General features: G+C 46.8%; 19 protein-coding genes. 13 read left to right on the top strand and 6 right to left on the bottom strand.

What is annotated here, in order from left to right:
• The first annotated feature begins 185 nt into the window (after positions 1-185).
• Positions 186-692, top strand: a complete 507-nt coding sequence (locus AC27IB_RS14675; RefSeq protein WP_487121840.1) for a retroviral-like aspartic protease family protein — start codon at positions 186-188, stop codon at positions 690-692.
• Here AC27IB_RS14675 and AC27IB_RS14670 read toward each other — a convergent pair.
• A complete protein-coding gene (locus AC27IB_RS14670; protein ID WP_487121838.1) occupies positions 682-2,217 on the bottom strand; it encodes an FAD-binding domain-containing protein in 1,536 nt (511 codons plus the stop codon). The two genes, AC27IB_RS14675 and AC27IB_RS14670, sit on opposite strands and share 11 nt — an antisense overlap.
• Positions 2,218-2,526: 309 nt before the next feature.
• Here AC27IB_RS14670 and AC27IB_RS14665 point away from each other — a divergent pair, with 309 nt between their 5' ends.
• From AC27IB_RS14665 to AC27IB_RS14650, 4 genes are all read left to right on the top strand, one after another.
• The gene (locus AC27IB_RS14665; protein WP_296050528.1) at positions 2,527-4,467 is read left to right on the top strand and encodes an adenine deaminase; all 1,941 of its coding nucleotides are present in this window, start codon (positions 2,527-2,529) and stop codon (positions 4,465-4,467) included.
• 15 nt (positions 4,468-4,482) lie between these two features.
• Positions 4,483-5,604, top strand: coding sequence for a HupE/UreJ family protein (locus AC27IB_RS14660; RefSeq protein WP_487121836.1), 1,122 nt, complete (start codon positions 4,483-4,485; stop codon positions 5,602-5,604).
• Between the two features lie 100 nt (positions 5,605-5,704).
• Complete coding sequence (locus AC27IB_RS14655) at positions 5,705-6,361, top strand: hypothetical protein (RefSeq protein WP_487121834.1); 657 nt, start codon at positions 5,705-5,707, stop codon at positions 6,359-6,361.
• Positions 6,358-7,131, top strand: coding sequence for a DUF3307 domain-containing protein (locus AC27IB_RS14650; protein ID WP_487121832.1), 774 nt, complete (start codon positions 6,358-6,360; stop codon positions 7,129-7,131). Before AC27IB_RS14655 ends, AC27IB_RS14650 begins: the two co-directional genes overlap by 4 nt.
• A gap of 14 nt (positions 7,132-7,145) precedes the next feature.
• Here AC27IB_RS14650 and AC27IB_RS14645 read toward each other — a convergent pair whose 3' ends face one another.
• The 4 genes from AC27IB_RS14645 to AC27IB_RS14630 all read right to left on the bottom strand — a co-directional run bounded on the left by AC27IB_RS14645 (position 7,146) and on the right by AC27IB_RS14630 (position 9,883).
• Positions 7,146-7,850, bottom strand: a complete 705-nt coding sequence (locus AC27IB_RS14645) for a glutathione S-transferase family protein (RefSeq protein ID WP_487121830.1) — start codon at positions 7,848-7,850, stop codon at positions 7,146-7,148.
• A gap of 65 nt (positions 7,851-7,915) precedes the next feature.
• Positions 7,916-8,179, bottom strand: a complete 264-nt coding sequence (locus AC27IB_RS14640; RefSeq protein ID WP_296050542.1) for a TIGR03643 family protein — start codon at positions 8,177-8,179, stop codon at positions 7,916-7,918.
• A gap of 55 nt (positions 8,180-8,234) precedes the next feature.
• Positions 8,235-9,473, bottom strand: coding sequence for a methyl-accepting chemotaxis protein (locus tag AC27IB_RS14635; protein ID WP_487121827.1), 1,239 nt, complete (start codon positions 9,471-9,473; stop codon positions 8,235-8,237).
• 179 nt (positions 9,474-9,652) lie between these two features.
• Positions 9,653-9,883 (bottom strand): DUF2789 domain-containing protein, encoded by a 231-nt coding sequence (locus AC27IB_RS14630; protein WP_487121825.1) that lies wholly within the window; start codon positions 9,881-9,883, stop codon positions 9,653-9,655.
• Positions 9,884-10,083: 200 nt separating this feature from the next.
• On the opposite strand from AC27IB_RS14630, the gene AC27IB_RS14625 reads away from it, so the two are divergent.
• From AC27IB_RS14625 to AC27IB_RS14605, 5 genes are all read left to right on the top strand, one after another.
• The gene (locus tag AC27IB_RS14625) at positions 10,084-10,764 is read left to right on the top strand and encodes a DsbA family protein (RefSeq protein WP_487121823.1); all 681 of its coding nucleotides are present in this window, start codon (positions 10,084-10,086) and stop codon (positions 10,762-10,764) included.
• A 157-nt stretch (positions 10,765-10,921) separates the two neighbouring features.
• A complete protein-coding gene (locus tag AC27IB_RS14620; RefSeq protein ID WP_487121821.1) occupies positions 10,922-11,494 on the top strand; it encodes a hypothetical protein in 573 nt (190 codons plus the stop codon).
• A 261-nt stretch (positions 11,495-11,755) separates the two neighbouring features.
• On the top strand, positions 11,756-11,956 hold the full coding sequence (locus AC27IB_RS14615; RefSeq protein WP_487121819.1) for a hypothetical protein: 201 nt from the start codon (positions 11,756-11,758) through the stop codon (positions 11,954-11,956).
• Positions 11,957-12,233: 277 nt separating this feature from the next.
• Positions 12,234-13,040, top strand: coding sequence for a hypothetical protein (locus tag AC27IB_RS14610; protein ID WP_487121817.1), 807 nt, complete (start codon positions 12,234-12,236; stop codon positions 13,038-13,040).
• Positions 12,949-13,431: a HEPN domain-containing protein gene (locus AC27IB_RS14605; protein WP_487121815.1), complete on the top strand. Its 483-nt coding sequence runs from the start codon at positions 12,949-12,951 to the stop codon at positions 13,429-13,431. Before AC27IB_RS14610 ends, AC27IB_RS14605 begins: the two co-directional genes overlap by 92 nt.
• Here the strand turns inward: AC27IB_RS14605 and AC27IB_RS14600 are convergent.
• Positions 13,355-14,083: a recombinase family protein gene (locus AC27IB_RS14600; protein WP_487121813.1), complete on the bottom strand. Its 729-nt coding sequence runs from the start codon at positions 14,081-14,083 to the stop codon at positions 13,355-13,357. The genes AC27IB_RS14605 and AC27IB_RS14600 overlap by 77 nt on opposite strands.
• Positions 14,084-14,212: 129 nt before the next feature.
• Between AC27IB_RS14600 and AC27IB_RS14595 the strand changes: the two genes are divergently transcribed.
• From AC27IB_RS14595 to AC27IB_RS14585, 3 genes are all read left to right on the top strand, one after another.
• Positions 14,213-15,142, top strand: coding sequence for a hypothetical protein (locus AC27IB_RS14595; protein WP_487121811.1), 930 nt, complete (start codon positions 14,213-14,215; stop codon positions 15,140-15,142).
• A 344-nt stretch (positions 15,143-15,486) separates the two neighbouring features.
• A complete protein-coding gene (locus tag AC27IB_RS14590; RefSeq protein ID WP_487121809.1) occupies positions 15,487-16,920 on the top strand; it encodes a GIY-YIG nuclease family protein in 1,434 nt (477 codons plus the stop codon).
• Positions 16,921-17,106: 186 nt separating this feature from the next.
• The coding region (locus tag AC27IB_RS14585; RefSeq protein ID WP_487121807.1) for a recombinase family protein at positions 17,107-17,301 on the top strand (195 nt) is incomplete at its 3' end.

The following is a 17,301-nucleotide window of genomic DNA, read 5'->3' as shown; positions in this document are numbered from 1 at the left end:
TTTAAATTGTTATATTGTGGTGCGGTGTAGCACTTATTTTGTGCGTTAGCGACAGTTCAGCTGAGCGCATACCATTGAAAACAATCACCTACGTTTTGGTGCTTAACTTGCTGACTACTCACTGAGTCTCAAAAAGATGAACTCACCCCGGTGAATTCTGAATTAGTCAGTGAGTGAGAATGCGTATGTTTGTTAAACCAGTCAAAACCCTGTTTGCCGCCCTGGCAGTGCTGGTAAGTACCAATCTTGCTCTGGTTAATACAGCTCAGGCCAACAGCTTTGCACTGACGACCAGTGAAGGCGGTACGCTTTATCTGCAAAGTCAAGTGGATAACGAGTCTGATACGCTGTTTTTAATTGATACAGGCTCCTCGCTTACCGTACTTAATAAGGCAACCTTTGCCCGCATCAGAAAAACTCAGCAGGTCACAGAAGATGGTCTGGTTATCGCCAGGCTGGCGAATGGCCGTCAGCATAAAGTGAAGCTGTATAATGTGCCGCTGCTAAGTCTGAGCAACGATTGTCAGTTTACCAATGTCAGCGTGGCGGTGATGAACAATGAGCACAACATTCTGGGCATGGAACTGCTTAGTCGCGCCGCACCGCTGGGCATTGAGTTAGCGCCGGCCAGACTTACCCTGAGTCAGTGCGATCAATCCCAGCTCCACGCCAGTCTCTCAGTTAGCGAGTAGGCTTTAGCTGGCTGGCAGGTATAGAGTGGCGGTGCAGGATACGTTTTGCTTCCCGTTTTACATCATCTCTTTTTCGCCAATTCCATAACAAATCCCGGTGCCGGGTAATGGCAGCATCCGGCTGTGCAACAGGGTGCAGGTAGCGCTCTGGTACCGGTTGTTCCATTGCCATATGGGTGAGTGGTGGTATTAGCCAGGGCGCAAAAAGTTCCTCGTTTGGCAGATGCGCAATTTCCGGGACCCAATGGCGAATAAAACTGCCGTCGGGATCGTTATCTTCAGCCTGTTTTACCGGATTATAGATACGCAGGGTATTGGTGCCGGTTACGCCCGCCTGCATCTGAAATTGCGGGTAATGAATTCCCGGCTCAAAATCGAGAAACTGGCGGGCCAGATGGCGCACCCCCAGCCGCCAGTCGATCAGCAGATAATGGGTTAAAAAGCTCACCAGCATGGCACGCATGCGAAAGTTTAAATAACCCGTGTGGTTAACACAGCGCATGCAGGCATCTACCATGGGAATGCCGGTGGTGCCGGTTTTCCATGCAGCGAGGTCGGCTTCAACCTTGTCATCAGTGCGGTACGGAAAGCTAGAATAAGCGTGGTTAACCGCACGAAATTCCTGTTCGCACTCACTTTCGAATTTCTGAATAAAATGGCAATGCCAGTGTAATCGCGAGGCAAAAGCGCTTAACGATCGGGGGCGTTTGCTGCCAGCACTATTCAGAGCCTGATAAACCTGGCGCAGGCTTATATTACCCCAGGCCAGATAGGGCGACAGCCGGGAGCAGCTGTTAAAGCTGGCCAGCGGGCTGGAGATATGACGGTGATAATGGGTATGCCGGTCGGTCAGAAAGCTGGCCAACAGCTGGTGGGCCTGATGTTCGCCGCCGGGCTGCTTGCTATCATCGGGCCTATGCAAACGCGCGGCAAGGTCGCCGGGTACCCGGTTAACCAGGGATTTATTGATGTACCAGTGCGGGTGATGCAGTTCAGTCGTTAAACCAGGTTGAGCCATCACTTGTTGCCAGCGCTGATGCCAGGTGCGCCGGTGCGTAATACCGCGCTGCACCCCGGCATAGGGAAATTCCCGCCAGTTGATGTTGTGTTGTTTAAACAGTGTACTGAGTTGCTTATCCCGCTCATAGGTACATTGCAGCCCGGTTTCGGCATAACTGACCACTTCGATGTGTGGATGTGCCGCTATCAGCCGGCGAAAAAACGCAACGGCGTTGTCGTAGCTGACATGCAGTTCGCCCCTGGCCGCCTGTAACGTGCGCTGCATAGCCAGCAAACTTTGCCACACAAACCGCCAGTGCCGCTCAGAATAGTGCGGATCGGCCATGATATCCGGTTCAAAAAGGTACAGTGGCAATACCGGGTAGCCCTTTTTCGCAGCCACGGTTATTGCATGATGAAGCGGTTCGTGATCCTGTAATCGCAGGTCGCGCTTAAACCAGACCACAGTGAGCATAGCGGGTACCGGTGATGTCATAGGCGCTGAAGGACGGGCTTGGTGTGTCATGTGGAGCTATACGTGAGAGCAGGCCGTAGAGATTGCCCGCCACAAAAATATATCTGCCAGCGCGCAGTGCAAGGATGTCACCAATTGGTGCACGCAGCTTACTTTTGCCAGCGGGATGGCAGTGAATAGAGCGGCCTATTACCGCTCACTCCGGGCTTGACTGTTTGGTCAGGTATCTGGCACCACAATTGCTACTACATTGCTCATAGTTGTTAGCCCGCTGCAATCTGTCGGAAAAGAAACTGACCATTGCCAGCCTTCTGCGTTACTCGTTTCCACCCATCACCTTTGCCAGTCTGGAGTATTGTTATGTCTGCCACCCGTTATCCTCTCGCTGCGACACTGTTTATCAGTGTTTTGCTTGGTGCCTGTTCGCCTCACTCTGAAGTTAAGCAGGAAGCCGCGGCAGATACTGATGCACCGGTTAAAACTCATGTTTTTAAGGATGAAGTGAAAACCCGCCAGGCGCTAACGCAGGTAGCCCTTGGCCGGGAAGCAGCCGAGCTGGTTATTCAAAACGTAACGCTACTTAATGTGTTTACTCAGGAGTGGTTGCCCGCACAGGATATCGTGATTGCCCATAACCGTATTGCCTGGGTAGGCGATACCGGCACCTGGCCAGGCGAAACACAGAGCTCCTATGATGCAAACGGACTGTGGGCTGTACCGGGGTTTGGTGAATCTCACAAACACATAGAAAGCTCTTACCTGACGCCGGAGTACGAAGCGGCACTGGTGATCCCTCATGGCAATACCTGGACGGTGGAAGGCTCCCACGAGATTTCCAACGTGGTAGGCAATCGCAATGCCGAATTCTGGCTAGAGGCGGAACGTAAAGGTAGCACGCTGAAAATCTTCCCGGCTATCGGTTCGGCCACCCCGCCAACGGTTTATGAGTCGGGCGGAGGTTACTATGGTTATAACGAGATGCGCGATTTCCTGACCTACGATCCGCGTGTTGTGGCGCTCGGGGAAGTAATGGACTGGTCGGCGGTCATTAATGCCGATAACGGTGGCCATCAGCGTATCTGGGAGATGATCGAAGCCACCTATGATTACCGTGGTGTGGTGGAAGGCCATGGGATGAACCTTACCTCACAAACTGATATCAGTGCTTTCGCGGCGGCAGGCCTGGCCTCCGATCACGAAGTGCGACTGGCCGATGAAGGCATTGAAAAACTACGTCGCGGCGTCTTTTTAGAAATTAAACAGGCCGGCATGGACTCGCTGTTTCCGAAGCTACTGGACATGGGTCTGAAAGACTGGAGTAACATTTCGGTAACCACCGATGATCGCGATGTGTTTGCCACCTTACAACTGGGCTCCATGGATTATAACATCCGCAGTGCCATCGACCTGGGCGTTCCGCTGGAAATTGCTTATCAGCTGGGCAGTTACAACACGGCGCGCCATTTTAATATTGATCATCTGGTAGGCGCTCTGGCCCCGGGGCGTTATGCCGATGTGGTATTACTTTCGGATCCGCAAACAGTTGCCATTGAGCGGGTTTACGCCAATGGTCAGCTTGCGGCTGATAACGGCGAGTACCTGCTTCCCATCCCCGAAATAGATTACCCACAGTGGGCGACTGACACCATGAATGTAGGGCGTGAGCTGATTGCCGCCGATTTTGTGATTAGCGCTCCCGAAGGCCGTGAAACCGTTAACGCGGCAGTGCTGGAGCCATTTTGGTTTGAACCTGAATTTATCACCATGGAACTGCCGGTTGCAGAGGATGGCACCATTAAAGCCGACCCTGATGCTGGTCTGATAAAAGTGGCGGTGGTTGACCGCTATCATGGCACCGCCGCGGTATCGAAAATGATTTGGCAAAATGTGGGGCCGAAGACGCCGGGTTCCGCCCTGGCCAGCTCGCAGTCGCATGACTTACATAATATCTGGACCATGGGGAATGATGATTATGCCATGGCCCTTGCTGCGAATACGGTTGCCGAAATGGGCGGCGGATGGGCGCTGGTGAATGATGGTAAAGTCGTGGCCAGGGTTCAGCTGGATATTGGCGGGTTAATGACGGCACGGCCGGTAAATGAAGTGGCAGCAGAAATGGAAAACCTGCATCACCAGGCCGATAAAATGGTGTGGATCAATGCCAATGGCTTGCCGGAGCGAATGCGCTTTGCCTTTTTAACCGCGGCGCCGTGGAAGTGGCAGTTGGTAGCTCCTTATGAGGGCAACCCGGTCGGCCTGGTGGATGTGACCACCGGCAATACCCACGCGATTATCTGGTAGGTAAGGTTCGTTAGCATGACACGCTATGTGATGGTTTTTCTGGTGCTGCTCTGGCTGCCGGCAACGGCTGAGGCGCACTTGCTCAATATGACAAGGGTTGATGTCGTTATTAATGAAGCCGGTCAGGCTGTCGTGACGCTGGATGTTGATTTAACCAAGGTCATGGAGGGGGGCGAAGCTTACTATGCGCTCACCCGGCTTGCTGAGCCGCAAAAATCAGACGTTTTCAGGCAGCTACTGAGTAAGCTGGAACAGGCCAGTCGGTTTACTCTGGGCAACGATAAGCTAAACTGGCAGTTCAGGTCGGTAGCCTGGCCCGAGGCACCGGCTGAGGATTTTACCTCCGGTCTGGCCTGGCCCATGACCCGCTTTGTGTTTAGTCTTAATTTGCCTGATGGCTTTACTGACAGTGCTCTGGTGACAGTATTTACCGATGATTTTAAATTTGAAGAGCCGATTGCGGTTAATATGGATTATGCCAGTGAGCAGCTTACGTTAAGTCGCTGGCTGGTGCGGAATCAGGCCAGTCCGGCTTTTTATTTTACCGCACAGCCTCAGGCCAGCGGGCTGGAAAGCGCAGACGTGAAGCTGTGGCTAAGTTATCTTCAGCAGGGCATGCTGCACATTGTGCCGTTTGGCTGGGATCACGCATTATTTGTGCTGGGGTTATTTTTAGGCGTTGCTTCACTGCGCCAGTTGGCATTGCTGATCACCGCCTTCACCCTGGCGCATACCGTTACGCTGGCCCTGGCTACTTATGGGGCAATAGTGGTGAGCGGCCACATTGTAGAGCCGATCATTGCATTATCGATTGCCTGGATAGCCATTGAAAACCTGTTGTTCAAACCACGCTTATTATGGCGTTTTACCCTGGTGTTTGGGTTTGGGCTGGTACATGGTCTGGGGTTTGCTCAGGCGTTAAAAGCACTGGGTATTCCTTCGTCTGGTTATGTGGGGGCATTGATAAGTTTTAATGCCGGCGTTGAAATTGCACAATTGGGCATTGTGGTGCTGGCCGTTATTATTATGCAATCGGTCACCCGATTTACCCGGTTCACTGCTACGATTACCCGCGCAGGCTCGGTGTGTATTGCGGTGCTCGCCAGCTTCTGGTTTGCCCAACGTATATTGAGCTGACATGTTACCAAATTTAATCACTTTGATTTATGTGATTAAATATAGTAACTTTTAGTGATGTGATTCATTACTGAAATACGTTGTGGCTGAGGATAATGCAATGAAAAGCACCGAAACACCGTTAAATACCGGCGTAATTGCGGTTATCACCGGCGATATAGTAGGGTCGAGTAAACTCTCTGGCAACGATTTTTCGCAGGTGATGGGCAGTCTGGAGCGGCTGCTCAAAACGTTACGTGCCCGTTACGGCGCTGAGTTCGACATATTTCGTGGCGACAGTTTTCAGGTGGTTTCACCGTTGCCATCAGCTGCGACGTTAGCCACGCTGATTGATTTATCCCTACGCAGTGGTGACCCCGCCGTGACCGTTCGTCAGTGTATTGGCATTGGCACCGGTGAAACGGGCGGGCAGACGGTTAAAACCGCTACCGGTGAAGCGTACTCACTATCCGGCCATGGACTCGATAGCCTGAAAGGCCGAGGGCTGAGTATTGTCAGCGGTAATCACAATTTTAATCAGCACATTGGTTTGCTCACACGGTTTTACGACAGTCACCTTGATCGCCTGACCTCAACCCAGGCTCAGGTTGTGCTGGCTTATCTGATGACCGATAATAAATCCCATGAACATCTGGCCAGAGTGCTGGATAAGAAACGCAGCAATGTCACCCGGATCTTAAACACCAGTCAATATCACCTGATTAGCGACTACCTGGACGACTTTGCCGCACAGGTAACAAAGGACTTTACCGCATGACTACCATGACGCTGCTGGTACTCTTAATTGCCGGCCATGTACTGGCTGATTTTTATTTCCAGCCTGCACACTGGATAGTACAGCGCAATCAGCGTCATTTTTCGGCGCCCTGTTTATACTGGCATGGCGCCATTCACGGGCTTCTGGCTGCGCTTATTTTTGGTCTGACAACCGAAATTCACCCGCTTACCGTGGCCGCTTACGCGCTGCTTTTGGGGGCCTCACATATTGTTATCGACGGCCTGAAATCCTACGCCGGCACGTCAATGAAAGCGTTTGTCGCAGACCAATTGGCTCATTTACTGGTGATTGGCTTTATAGTAATGCTGGTGTGGCAACCTGAGCAAGCCACGGTTAGTGCTTGGCTTAAACAGTCACTTAACTACCAAACATTTGCGGTTATTACCGGCTACCTACTGGTTCTGCGCCCGGTGTCGATTATTATCAGGCAAGTGCTGGCCCCCTGGAGTACCGCTATGGAGGCCGATAAACCAGCAGAGCAAAGTGAAACGTCATTGCAGGCTGCCGGACAGAACATTGGTTATCTTGAGCGGGTCCTGGTACTCACCTTTATCTTGCTTAATCAGTTTGCGGCCATTGGCTTTTTACTGGCTGCCAAGTCGGTGTTTCGGTTTGGCGATTTGCGTCAGAGTGAAGACAAAAAGCTAACCGAGTATGTGATGCTTGGCACGCTTACCAGTTTCGCATTAACCATTGCCATTGGTTTGCTGGTATCCAGTGTGGCAACAGAACTTCCCTTAGGTAAATAAACACTACACGCACGCTATTGCGTAAAATATTGCTGGTGAATGCGCTGGCAGTAATCGTTAAGGTTGGTGTACTGGCGGGCCAGACGGGTAAAGTCGTTATCTAATTCCACCAGTACGGCCTCGGCCAAAAACGCATAAACGGTGGCATCCAGTGAACTTGGCTTGTCACCCAGGCAAAACCGGTTATCACCGATTAATACCGACAACGCATCAAGCGTTTGTTTGGCAATGCTTAACACCTCATCTTTATTGTGGCGGCCGGTTCCCTGCTGATAAACCTGTTTGCTAACGCCCCGACGAGCCACCAGCGGCACAATGGTGCTAAGCGGGAAGGGCAGCTTACCAAATAGCGCGTTTTTCACGGTTGGCCAGCTGGCGCTATCCACCCAGCGAAAATACACCAGGCACCAGTAAAAGTTCTCATCCAGCGATTTGCTAATAAGGGTGGCGGTAGCTTGTTGCCGGGCAGACAAATGAGCGTCGAAATCGGCGACGTAACGCTTTTTAAGGTGGCTGATAATAAAGCTGGAATCACACACGATGGTGCCGTTATCGTCGATATACGGCAGTTTTTTCTTCGGCGCTTTAAACACGTAATTAACGTTGCCATCGTAGCGATAATCAATGTTTGCCAGGCGTAAAAACGCGGCGACTTTCAGTACAAAAGGGCTTGGGTCGTACATGCCCAGCCCGCGGCCGAATCCATACAATGTAATCATCTGCGACGTCCTTATGCCATCAAACCATGAGGGCATGAGTTAATCACACCTAAGACAAAAAGTAACTAGCGCTGTTTGTACTGGGTAGGGCAGTAGCCACGGTTTATTTCTGGTGAGCGCAGCTTCAGGTGTTTGGTGGTGCGCCCGGCCGTGCGTTTGCGCCACAGCCGGAAACTGGAAGGCTTGAGTTCACCGCGCATCAGTTTAATAACGTGATCCTGGGATAAGCCGTATTCTTTCTCAATGGCTTCAAAAGGCGTACGGTCTTCCCAGGCCATTTCGATAATACGCGATAAGGTGGCGTCGTCTAATTGGTGTTTCGGTGGCATGCTGTGTTCTCCTGCTACTGCCACCAATACGACGCTGCGTGCGCTTTGGATTGCTTTAACTTACCACAAACTGACTCAGGCCCTGGCGGGTTGAACTGGCCAGAGACTGAGCATGTTCGGCCTCTTTCACACTGGCTGCCATGGAATGCTGAATATCCATGCTGAGCTGGGTGATTTGACCGGCAATTTCTGTGGCCTGGGCTTGTTGTGATTCAAGCACATTGACCGAGTTCATGATCAGCTGAAAAGCTTCCATATTCTGTTTGAAATCATCCATCATCTGTTCAAAGGTAGAAGACGTATCGCTGATGCTCTCCTGCATCTGACCGGAGGCATCGATTAACCGGCTGGACTCCTGCTGGGTTTCGCCTACCAGGGTTTCCATCTCATTTAAAAAACTACTGATTTGCTGTGTGGCGTCGGCCACTTTGGCCGACAGACTACGCACTTCATCGGCAACTACGGCAAAACCACGACCAGCCTCACCGGCACGCGCAGCCTCAATGGCGGCATTCAGGGCCAGCAGGTTAGTTTGGTCGGCAAAGCCTTCCACCATCTTGAGAATATTCCGCACGTTATCGGCGTTATTTTGCAAACCTCGTACGGTGTCAGAAAACTGGTTAAGCAGCAGCGTGATGCGCTCAATTTGTTGCTTGGAGGTGATCAGCGTTTGATTGGCCGTGGTGGCGTTAGTTTGATTCTGACTGTTAGTGGTAGCCACTTGTTCAGACGCCGATACGATGTCGTGAATACTGTGGCCAACCTGTTGCGACGACTGACTGATGTTGTCACTCAGGTGTTTCTGGGTGGCCGCCTGGCTATCCACATTTTTTACCAGCGTGCACACTTCTTTATTGGCATCGCTTGAGCGTTCCGCATCTTTATACACACGCTCAATTAATTCGCTGAGGTTATGGGCAAACTTATTGTAGGCGGCAGACAGTTCGCTGAATTCATCACAGGTAAAGGCCGGCAGTCGGGTAGAAAGATCGCCCTGGGTGTGATTGATATCATTTAACGTGCTAAGCAGCGCTTTTACCGGTTTTACAATCAGGTGGTGCATGTAAAAAATGGTAAACGCAAAGCTCAGGGTACTTAAAATAAACAGCGTAATAAGTGTGGACTGATAGCTATCGTGGGTCTCTGCTGAGCTGTTCATTAGTGCGTAAAACAGGTAGAAATTTGCCAGCTGGAACAAAAACAAAAAGCTGATGTTACCGATTATCTTCCGGGTGAGTGTGTAAAAGAACGTTTTTTCAATTACATCGTACGTGTGCCAAAACCATTGTGTCATAGCGTAAACTTCGCCCTTTTTTATACATTTATAACAGTTTAGTACTGTTACTTTAGTATAAGTAACCTATAACGCCTATGTATAGCGCCAGATCAAGCAACAATAAATACAAACTTCGAGGGTCACACAGGGGGAAGGGCACTGCAGGGCGGTGCAGTGCCCGACGCGAAGTTAATGGGTTAGTGCAGGCGGGTATTGAGTTCGTCTATGACTTCTGCCCACTCAGCATCTTCGGCCAGCGCCTGACGCAGAAAACTCGCCTGGGCGTCGTTCCAGAACGGTGCTTCGGCCAGCGGCTGCGCCGATTTAAGCCCGCGATGCTCACTGATAAATTGTTCAATGGCCGATTCGTCAGACGGTAAACCTAATTGCACAAACAAATCGTTAATACCGGGTTGTTGAGTAAACATAGGTGCCTCCTTGGGTGCGTTTATGTTTCATTAATGCTTACGCACAGGCGGCTAAATTGGACCATTTACCCTGCAGGCGATAAATGCCATGGACAGGATGTTGAGGCAAATAAAGCGACGCCCGGGTTAAACCCCCTTCTGATTAGTTACCGGATAATGGTAACCTACAGTTTGTATCTAGTTTAACTTCAGAGGTAGAAATGAATTCGCGGGTATTATTGTTGGCCGTAGGGGTGTTGGTATTGGCACTGGGGATTGGTTTTATGGTGTATGAGCAGGACAACAGTGCGCCTGTTACGCCTATTCCAGGCAGTACAGAAACGCCACCTTCCTTGGTGAACCCGGCTGAAGCTAAGGTCAAAGACATGGCATTGGGCAACCCTATGTCGCAGGTTCAGGTAGTAGAATATGCTTCGTTTACCTGCCCGCACTGCGCTTCTTTTCACAACAACGCGTTTAAACCACTTAAAGAAAATTACATCGATACCGGTAAAATCCGATTTGTATTTCGCGAAGTGTATTTTGATCAATTTGGTTTGGTAGCGTCAATAATTGGCCGCTGTTCGGGCAATAGTGATGACTACTTTAATTTTGTAGATAAGGTGTTTGGACAGCAGCAACAGTGGATGGCCAGTCGCGATGGTAATACTATCCTGAATGAGTTGGTAACACTGGGTAAATCAGTCGGACTGAGTGATGAACAACTGCAGGCCTGTTTAAGCGATGATGCTAAATCTGAAAGGCTGATTAACTGGTATCAGCAAAACGCCAAGGCCGATGGTATTCGTTCAACGCCAAGCTTTGTGGTAAACGGTAAGCTGATGTCGAACATGAGCTTCGAGGAATTTGCTAAAGTGTTGGATAAAGAACTGGGGCTATAAACTCAAAGCCTTCTTCTTTGGGGTGATTAAACGTGAAATCACCCCACTAAATCAACATCTCTCATTTAAATCCCCATGTCTTTCATTGGTTTACTTCGGCCAAAATAGTTATACCCTCACCAATAATGGATTTAGTACTACTGTTTATGGATGAAGAATGAAAAAGCTTTCCTGCGCGCTGCTGGCGTTTGCCGTTTCCCCTGTTTTTGCTGCCGACCTGCCTGATTTTGACTATATAGAACTAGCTTATTCACAGCTGAGTTTGGATAGAAACGATAATACGCCGTCAGGGTTAGTATTAAGAGGTTCCTATACGTTACTACCGTATTTATATGTTACCGGAAGTTATGCAAGATTAAACGAGAGCCTCAACGGATATGACTTAAAGTATAACAACCTGAGTTCGGGCTTCGGCAGTAAATTTAATGTGTCTGAGAACTGGGCGGTGTATGCCGAAATTACCTATGAGAACGAAGATGGGTTGGGCAATGGTTACCACCACGCAGACGGCTATGGCGTAGCGGCCGGCGTACGAGGTTCTTTCTACCGGAACTTACAAACGGACATCAAATACAAATATGAGGACTGGGGGCCAGCCTATATCGAAAGCGCTGGGGGGGTGGAGTTTACTGCGCATTATTATTTCGATACCGGAATTGCCGCAGGCATCGGTTATGAGATAAACGATGAATACAACGCAGGCTCACTGTCGATTCGATATTCATTCTGAACTTACCCACATCATTCAACACAAAAAAGCTTGCCAGGTGGCAAGCTTTTTTATTTGGTGGAGCTGGCGGGAAGTGACACTCATTTGCTGACTGATTTCTTTACCTTACGCTACATAGGATTAGGTCTTATAGCAAGTATCAACTAAATCACATTGTGACACTAGTTTGATACATTTGAGGTGCTGGAGAGATGGTGTTTAGCGTTTAGTTTTCATAGAGGTACAGGTATAGTGAAGAAATGAAAATGAATGGATTACCTTATGCGTAATCTTATATCTACCATGCGCGGCAAAATACCTCGTTCTGAAAAATCTATTGTCATCGGAGCCGAAGGCAAAAACATAATTGTTACTGGTATGAATGGTTGCGGCAAAACTCTGTTGTTAAAAGCTCTATACAGCACTATCACGTCATCTTTGTCGAAAAAGGATATGCAGTTTAGTTCGGCAAAGTTGCGTTAACTCGATAACTAAAAGTATTGCCTTAGGTAATTTGGGAACTTTTTTATACGTTTTTTCTCATCTGTTTTGCTTGAACTGCCCCAGAAATTGGACATTAACAATCGTGTAATGTATCTTTTAGTCCGGCAAAAGCTCCCTATCAAACTCCAGAGCAACGATAAGTGCGTAGACGTTTTTAGGTTCGTTTACGATAAGTGAGTAGTAGTATACTAACATCTGGATTGATGATTAGGGTTACTCCACTGGCTACCAGGCACAGGTTTATAAAGGAAACTACGTGGTTCAAGTCGCTTCTAAAGAAAATGAAATTGGTGATTTAATAGCTCGTCAGCTGCAAGAAGGTGAGCGTTTTGATCAATTTACTTTTCGACGTCTAGTTAATGAAATTGACCGTTTGCCAACGTACGAAGAGAAATACCATTGTTTAGGTCGTTTATATGGCGTTCAACAAGATGTCGATAAAGTAGTCGAATATTTCGAGAAGACATTGATGTTAAACTCGGACGCTATTGTAAAACTCAACTACTATGTCGCTCTTACTCACAGTGCAAAGCATAATCAGGCTTATAATGTGTTGTTATCAAGTGCAAAAGAATGTTGGGATCTTCAAGTTATTGAAGAGGCATTATGTCGGACTGTATTAAAACTCAATATTGATGATTTTGAGTTTTGTATGCAGAAATTTGTAAAAGCCGTTCCGCATTCTGAAAAATATAGTGAGCGAGTTTGCCATTCGATAATAGAGGCTAAGGCATTGCAGGAGTTCATCGACAAAGGTCTTGTGTCTAAAGTAGATTTAGAGACTATCAGCGATATAGTTTGGAACCTTATAGAAGATAAAGGTTACGCAAATGTCGACTGCATTGCTCATCACGGAGTTGAACGCACTTACTTGTCAATCGATTTCAGAGTATTTGAACCTCAAGTTTCAGCGGAAGCAATATTCGAACTGAATTTGGCTTTGATTGATAGGCTGGTTGAAAAAAATTTAGATGATATCCCTGTCGTTGTTCAGTTTATTCGCTCTTCTCTTTCAGGACGAAAGAGCGTTCCTCAAAACAGTGCGGAAGAGGCGTCTGCCTAGCATGAGCACAACAGCATCGGAGTTTTTGACAACCGCGAAAACAAGTCTTACCAATGACAACGAGTGCGATACTAGGAATGCTGCTAGCAGGGCATATTATGCCATGTATCATAGAGTGTTAGATTTGTTAACACAGACTATCCCACATTACTCAGGCGGAGGGGTGCACCATAGTCTAGTTGTACATTTACAAACTGCTGGCAATGGAGAGCCATTTTCTTCACTACAACAGAGAAGATTGGCCTACATGCTTCGGCAAAGTAAAGAGATTCGATCACAAGCCGATTATGATATCACTACTGATTTTGAAAAAGTCAGGGCTGAAGATCAGGTAAATCGGGCTGAGAGTGTTCTTGAATTATGTGAACAACTACAAAGCCAGGCTGCGTAAACACCTGATTTTTATATTCTTGATTGATTGTCTGTGAATTGAAGCTAGCACCTGTTGAAGTTGTTAAGCCTGTCTCATTTAGTCTTTTCGCAATGCTACGCAGTGAAACACCTTTATCAAGCATAGGTTGAATTAAAGGCCAAAATTTTGGTGCAGCCTGATCAGCCTGATGTTTTTTTATAACATTCCGGCGGTTCGTATTATCTCTCAAGCCGCCCAGAACAGCCCCAGACGCTTTTTTCTCCGCCAGTGCAGCTTTGGTTCGTAAACTGATAAAGTCGCGTTCTTGTTCCGCTAAAGCGGCGTAAATGTGTAGTTGAAATTTGTCTGCATGAGGCATAGACGCGACTTTAAAATTTAATTGCTTGTCCTCCATCAAAGACGCTATGAAAGATACTTTACGACTCAATCGATCAAGCTTCGACACGAGCAAACATGCGTTATGCTTCTTTGCGAACGAAATAGCTTCTGTAAGCTTCTCTCGCGCGTTATCTATACCCGATTGCACATCGACGTATTCTTGAATGATTGTCGCTTCACAGGGGCGCTGGTTGACAAATAGAGAGATATCTCTGCGCTGAGCTTCTAAACCAAATCCTGAACGTCCTTGCTCTTTTGTGCTGACTCTTAGATATGCGATGTACTGTTCCATGGGGCTGCTCCTGTGGTGTAAAAAACAACAACGGTGGTTGTGTGTATTTCACTTTACTTTTTTAGGATTGCGATGCCGGTAGTTTTTTGTAAAACTCGACCAAATCCTTATAGTTGTAGAAAAATAAGAATGTCAGGCAAAGCAAGAATAGAAGCGGCTTTAAAAGAAATTGCCAGTGTATTTTCGAACGTTTTAACAGTACCTCGTAACTCACCCTTCTACAGCCCATATCTAGTATCGAAGTTAACCAAGTTAAAAGCCGAAAGAAGTTTATATAAGATAATCGAGATAGATAGCAAAAATAAACAGTATCTTAACTTCGGTTTAAGAGCTGCTGTATTAGCCGTATTAAACCAAACTAGTAAGAGTGAAAATGCAGCAACAGTCATGATCACTTTTACTTTAACAGAGCATTACTGTAGAAGATTAAAATCCATCGATTCTACTGTGGTCTCAAGAGGTAACGGAAAGCCTCCCATATCAGCGTTAAGAGCTGACCTGAAACGAACGCTATTTAATAAATTTTCAATTACACATGAATTTTTCGTTCTTGAAAGAAGTCGCGGTGGCTGCTTTCATGCCCACATCCTTGCGTCTCTACCGTGTCCGGAGCTTAAAACTCTCAAAGGTGTAGCGTTGACCACAACTGATACATTCAATCGTCTTAAATTGGCCCTGAAAGAGTTGGATTTTGTTCGGTCAAATTCCAACAACGCTATCCAAATTAAAGATCATTACAACTGTGAGGTTTATCGGCGAGTAATAGGCGAAGAAGCATCAGAATTTATCGAGCTTGATATTGATAGTTTGGGAGATGATAGCGGATGGAAAATCGGAAAGTATTTTACAGACTTATCAACCGGTGAAATCACCGTTGTGTCTTATAAATCTAGTCGACCATTGAATATTGATACTGGTATAGCTGATTACCTGTCTAAAGAATTGAAAAGAAAAATCTTTAGATCTTCAAGAGATAACTATTCGATTAGCTCAGCGGTGAGACAGGAGTTAAAAGTGTTAGCGAAAGAGATTATTGCATATAACAGAATGAAAAAGTAACTGAAGCGAAATATCTAGTAAAAGGATATGCTTGGGGTACCTTACTGGTTATTGATGAGGTTGTAATAAGGTGTCGATTGTACGGTAAGGTTGAGCAGCTAATGAATAAACCAGACTGCTGAAAGCTAAAGTCCTAGGCTAAGAAGTTTAAGCTGGTGGATATCGTTTCTTAAAAAAATTGAGTCTCACGTAATATCCTTATACCTAAGACTAAGTTACTCTCAAATAGCATGAATGTATGTCAATGTTGAAATAATTAAAGTCTTTAAAAAACAAATGCTTAAATTTGTTTTTTCTCGTTTATCTCCTACTCTTAAGTTTCCGCAAACAGTAGGAAATAAACGATGAATTATAACCATTACATTCAGATGTATCATTGCATTGATAAGCCGGTAGTTACTTATCAACTGTATAAGCAGCGGCTAAGTCGTTTGTATAACAGGGGAATACTAGACGATATTACCGCAAAACAAGCCCTAACCTTGAGTGGCGATAAGTACAGAGTTGCACACGGCGCTCGCAAAACAAATATCATCATAAATCGTATTTCAGTTTGTCTAAATGACAAGTATCTGGCACATGCATCCGGTAGTATTAGCTATGAAAATTTTCGTTCTCGTCTAAAAACATACGAAGCAAAATTATTAGCCAGTTCAATCATGCATGAGCCTAAAATTTTTGAATGGGCGAAAGAGTTTGATAACAGCGAGTGGGCTAGGGTTATTGGTAGTGGTAAAGCTGAACCGTTTTTTTATGACGGTAAAGACTATCCAAGCCAGGTTGGTATAACTTTCTGTTCTCTCTATCACTTCTTACTCACGATCAACCAACCAGAAAAATTCAAATTAGTTCGAAGCAGACTAAAGCAAAAGTGGGGGATAGACCGAGCAATTTCCACCGAGAAGTCAGAAAATACCGGTGATACTGGAACGTTGTATTGCATGACCTGTATTCCAACCCAGAAAAGTTATATCGGAATTACCTGCAAATCTATTCATGAGCGGCGAGCTGAGCATATTAACGAAGCCAAGAGCGGCTCTCAGCGATTACTTCAAAGAACGATTCGACATTTTGGTGCGGACTCGTTTTCAATACGACCGATCCAAACTGCGGTTCCAGCGGAGTTACTACCAGGTCTGGAAAAGCAACTGATCAAAGAAAAAAATAGTCTTTATCCTTTTGGTCTTAATAGCAGTGCTGGTGGACAGTTTAGCCGTGGTGCCGGAAATGCCGTCACGATTAGTGGCAGGAAGTATTTGTCGATTGCAGAGGCATCAAGAGAGTTTTCTCGCTTAACGAACTTTAAAGTTCCGTTTTACGTTATCGCGAGTAGGATTCGAGCCGGCGAGAGAGACGCTGCTAAATTGACATCTTATTCGAGAAGAGTAAGTGATCATCCAGAAGCTGGGAAAGCGCTATTTCGTCGGTACAGAAGCCTAATCAGAAAAAACGATGTTGATTCACGGTGGAGAGATTACGATACTTTCAAAAATGATGTACTGGATAATGTCAGCTTAGAGCAAGTGGAATCAAATAACCTGGTGCTATCCAAACGCGTTCAATCTTTACCCTATTCTCATGCTAATTTTGAATGGATACCGAAATCAGAAGCCCCTGTTAAGCGCTGTGGTCGGAAATGTGTAGTGTTTGGGCGTGAATTTCGTTCTGTAGAAGATGTAGCAAGGTTTTATGGTATTCCAGCCAGCTCTCTTAGATACACAATTAAAGTGCGGGCAGGGAGCGTTGAGGAAGCTGTGAAGAGTTTACGACCGTTATAATTTGCTTAGAAAAATTTCAGCATTGATGATACTGACATTAACAGTGTAATTTTTAGTTCGCTAGAGTATACCCTGCTCGAACTATTCGTGTGAACCGTAAAATGGTTCGTTCAGGCTTTGTTTTTCATGAACCGAAGAGTATACTTGCAGACTCTAGACCCTGTGCGAACTTTTATAGGATATACAATGCCTGCTCACCGTTACGGCTATGCCCGAGTATCAACCTTAGATCAGTCAACAAGCCTACAGCGTGAAGCGCTCGAAGCCTCTAATTGCGATAGAGTTTATGAAGAACAAGCTTCCGGAACCAGTCGCGAAAATCGAACTGAGTTAACTCGAGTGCTCGAAGTACTCAGAGAGGGGGATACTCTGGTAGTTACA

It is taken from the genome of Alteromonas sp. 4NH20-0104 (assembly GCF_057547795.1).
Note: the sequence above shows the minus strand (reverse complement) of the source record. Positions and strands in the feature narration are given on the sequence as shown.

Excerpts from the sequence above, each read along its gene's own strand:
- AC27IB_RS14605 (WP_487121815.1), top strand. The coding sequence starts at position 12,949 with ATGATATCCCTGTCGTTGTTCAGTTTATTCGCTCTTCTCTTTCAGGAC.
- AC27IB_RS14640 (WP_296050542.1), bottom strand. The coding sequence starts at position 8,179 with ATGCCACCGAAACACCAATTAGACGACGCCACCTTATCGCGTATTATC.
- AC27IB_RS14635 (WP_487121827.1), bottom strand. The coding sequence starts at position 9,473 with ATGACACAATGGTTTTGGCACACGTACGATGTAATTGAAAAAACGTTC.
- AC27IB_RS14650 (WP_487121832.1), top strand. The coding sequence starts at position 6,358 with ATGACTACCATGACGCTGCTGGTACTCTTAATTGCCGGCCATGTACTG.
- AC27IB_RS14625 (WP_487121823.1), top strand. The coding sequence starts at position 10,084 with ATGAATTCGCGGGTATTATTGTTGGCCGTAGGGGTGTTGGTATTGGCA.
- AC27IB_RS14645 (WP_487121830.1), bottom strand. The coding sequence starts at position 7,850 with ATGATTACATTGTATGGATTCGGCCGCGGGCTGGGCATGTACGACCCA.
- AC27IB_RS14595 (WP_487121811.1), top strand. The coding sequence starts at position 14,213 with ATGTCAGGCAAAGCAAGAATAGAAGCGGCTTTAAAAGAAATTGCCAGT.
- AC27IB_RS14655 (WP_487121834.1), top strand. The coding sequence starts at position 5,705 with ATGAAAAGCACCGAAACACCGTTAAATACCGGCGTAATTGCGGTTATC.
- AC27IB_RS14600 (WP_487121813.1), bottom strand. The coding sequence starts at position 14,083 with ATGGAACAGTACATCGCATATCTAAGAGTCAGCACAAAAGAGCAAGGA.
- AC27IB_RS14590 (WP_487121809.1), top strand. The coding sequence starts at position 15,487 with ATGAATTATAACCATTACATTCAGATGTATCATTGCATTGATAAGCCG.
- AC27IB_RS14665 (WP_296050528.1), top strand. The coding sequence starts at position 2,527 with ATGTCTGCCACCCGTTATCCTCTCGCTGCGACACTGTTTATCAGTGTT.
- AC27IB_RS14620 (WP_487121821.1), top strand. The coding sequence starts at position 10,922 with ATGAAAAAGCTTTCCTGCGCGCTGCTGGCGTTTGCCGTTTCCCCTGTT.
- AC27IB_RS14660 (WP_487121836.1), top strand. The coding sequence starts at position 4,483 with ATGACACGCTATGTGATGGTTTTTCTGGTGCTGCTCTGGCTGCCGGCA.
- AC27IB_RS14630 (WP_487121825.1), bottom strand. The coding sequence starts at position 9,883 with ATGTTTACTCAACAACCCGGTATTAACGATTTGTTTGTGCAATTAGGT.
- AC27IB_RS14675 (WP_487121840.1), top strand. The coding sequence starts at position 186 with ATGTTTGTTAAACCAGTCAAAACCCTGTTTGCCGCCCTGGCAGTGCTG.
- AC27IB_RS14615 (WP_487121819.1), top strand. The coding sequence starts at position 11,756 with ATGCGTAATCTTATATCTACCATGCGCGGCAAAATACCTCGTTCTGAA.
- AC27IB_RS14670 (WP_487121838.1), bottom strand. The coding sequence starts at position 2,217 with ATGACACACCAAGCCCGTCCTTCAGCGCCTATGACATCACCGGTACCC.